Source organism: Bartonella sp. SD1336NMGDW (assembly GCF_042193565.1).
GTDB lineage: Bacteria > Pseudomonadota > Alphaproteobacteria > Rhizobiales > Rhizobiaceae > Bartonella > Bartonella grahamii.
The window spans coordinates 1-2,980 of sequence record NZ_JBHILW010000046.1; the positions used below are offsets into that span (position 1 = coordinate 1).

The 2,980-nt window shown below is 31.3% G+C and carries 2 pseudogenes; one reads left to right on the forward strand and one right to left on the reverse strand.

Features of this window, described 5'->3' with window-relative positions:
• A pseudogene (locus ACFIKH_RS08825) lies at positions 1-384 on the reverse strand (ShlB/FhaC/HecB family hemolysin secretion/activation protein); the annotation flags it as partial.
• A gap of 638 nt (positions 385-1,022) precedes the next feature.
• Between ACFIKH_RS08825 and ACFIKH_RS08830 the strand changes: the two are divergent.
• Positions 1,023-1,484 (forward strand): annotated as a pseudogene (locus ACFIKH_RS08830) (type ISP restriction/modification enzyme); the annotation flags it as partial.
• Positions 1,485-2,980: the final 1,496 nt, after the last annotated feature.

The window sequence follows — 2,980 nt, forward strand, 5'->3', positions numbered from 1 at the left end:
ACCGATACATCTTCCAACATAAGGCTCTGTTACGGCTGATATAGAGCGCTTTTTGACATGATGCACTCCCTCAACAATAATAGCATGAATGGGAAAACATTGTTTCCCACCCAAAAGCGTTTCTGGATTTTGCTCTGAAGGCGTCTTGATCCTTTTAGGCGTTAAAGACCGTAATTTCTCAATTCTTTCTAATTGCTGTTTCTCAGATTGTTGGCGAGAAAAATTATCGGTTGGGGAATGAAAAACAGCTGAAGAGCGCGCATAAACACTTACACCTGTAAACAAGCCAAAGAAAACAACAATGGCACGAAAAATTCTCAAAAGAGAACTTTGGCGTAAAAATACAGAAAACAATACAGATTGCCCCCGCTTTGCACTATTCATGAAGCATTGTTTAAAAGAACTTCATGGAACCTCTAACAAGTCCACTCAAAACAGCCACTGCCCTATAACGCTTTTAACAAAAGCACATGCCTCTGTGACCCAAAAAGTGACACCCAAAACTGCTTTATTTTAACTGCTGAAGATCTCTCCCCCACATTTATGTAGAAAGACCTCTAAACAAAATTGTTTAGCCCGTCAATGGTTAATACATCAATATCCCCATAAATATAAAGGATAAATTTGCTCAACCATATCCCCTTGCATTCATAGAGTGAATCTCCAAAGAACGCCTTATCTATGAGTTTTGAAGTTTTTGAGTATTTTGAGAGTTTGAGAAACCTTCAAAACCTATAAGCAAAATTCGCAATAAAATTCTTCAAAATACTCATTCTGATATTTTAAAGCACATAGTGCATTTGTCTTTTTTTCATAAAACGAATAGCAGATTTCACTATTTTGCTGATCTTATCCCATGTCATGGGCTGTGGATAAGCAGCATTTAAAAAACTTTTTGAAAAAAATATCGGCTTTTTTCGCATTTTTCTGCATTTTTTCTTAATTCGTTCAAAATGGATTTAATAAGCTTCGTTTTAATTCTTTTGAAGAGAATTAAACCCCTTATACGAAAACGGAGCTCTATTGTAACAGGACGTGAACTGGGTCATTTGCACGTGAATTATGAAACTGTAGAACCTTATCCAGTGACCTTTAAAAAGGGTAATCCAAAACAAACAGAGATCTATAATCCAGAAAAGTTTTATTATGTGACTGAAATGAAATTCGCAAAAATTAAGAATAGTAAGGAAAAAGATAAATCGATTGTTTTTTATAACAGCAATATCACAATAACAGATATCCCTCTTGAAGCTTATGAGTATATCGTCAATGGTAAACCCGCTCTTGAATGGGTTATGGGGCGTCAATGTGTAAAGACAGATAAAAAGAGCAGCATTGTGAATGATGCCAATCGCTATGCTATTGAGACCATTGGCAACCCTGCTTATCCATTGGAGTTATTCCAAAGGGTTATTACTGTAAGTTTAGAGACCATGAAAATCGTTAAGAACTTACCAAAATTAGAACTAAGAGAAATTGAATAGACTTGGCTTGCTAAACTCACAAGGGGTATAGAATCTTATAACTATAATCTATACCTCTCTTGTTAAGTTGATTAGATACAATCCTAATATGCGTTATTCTAAAAAAGAAATCATTTCCACTTTTAAATACTCTTATTTTGATTGCTTTAAGACTTTTAAAAAATCCCATCTTAAAGTGAATACGCTTCTTTTACATTGCCTTTAAAAGATTATACCGTAATCTAAAATGATAGCTTTATGCTTTTCAAAAGCTTTGTTTAAACAGAATTATGTATATTCATTTTCTTATATTACTTATAGGTTTTTAAGGTTCTTAAAACCCTCAAAACTAAGTACCATAAAAGTCTTGATAACATTTCTTATGAGTTACAAACTATCTTTTGAAAGGCTTTAAAGATTACATACTCTCATAAGACATGTTTTAATCATTCACTAAATGATCACTTTTGTCGATTCAATGTACTGACATAAACTGACAAATATATATTTACAGTTGTATTTATTTGTTATGGCTGTTTTAATAAGTTGTATTTTGAAAAATTGATAAAACTTAACTTATTGAAATATAATGATTTTAATTTTCTCTCATTTAAAAAAAATGATATAGGTTCTAAAAAGAACTGACAAGACTGACAAAAGTTTATTAAAAGGGATTTTGCTCATCTCTATAATGATCAGTTTCTATTGAGATGTTTTCATAAGTGTTTTCATAATGGTCTATAAATCACAATTATCCTATTTATCATTTCTCTTATGAAACTGAAAAATGATGCCATGGCTATAAAGAACATAACAACTATAGAGAAAGCAAAAATGCAAATGAAAGCATTTGTTATAAAGACAGTCCCTATAAGGCTGTTAAGTCTAAAATGTGTTATTAAAAGAAATTAACAGAAATCTTAGAAGCCATTTAGTGACAAAATTGATAGGTTATAAAGTTTAAAATACGCATTATGAGAGCGTTTCTAAATATTATAAATGTATAGATTCAGAAAATAACGCAATCGTTTTATAAATCTTATAATATAGCTTTAAAAGCACATAAATATAAAAGAAGCAATTAATAAGCATAAGTTATTATCAATACACAACGTATTTAAAAAATAAGAAAAAAATATCAAAAAAGATAAAATATTATTTGACAATAAATACGTATTTTGTTATATAAATAATCAAGTGATCAAAACACTTTACGTTAAGCGGGTAGGTTACGAAACGACCTTATCCACTTCTTAAAATACTGACTATCTTTTATGCTTTTGTTAGCATATATAGTGATTTTGTCGGGTGTAGCTATGCCATACAATACCCTTTTTAGGGGAAAGCATAGCAACGGACTTAACGCCGTGTTTTGAGCGCCCGGCGCCTTTATAAGGTGTCAATTTCAAAACTTTTTACGTTAAGAAAGAATTTCCAATGAAAAAATACGAATTTACCAATGAAAAATTCACTTTTGATGGTCTTACTTTACACCGCATTCGTGCTCTAAGAGATTT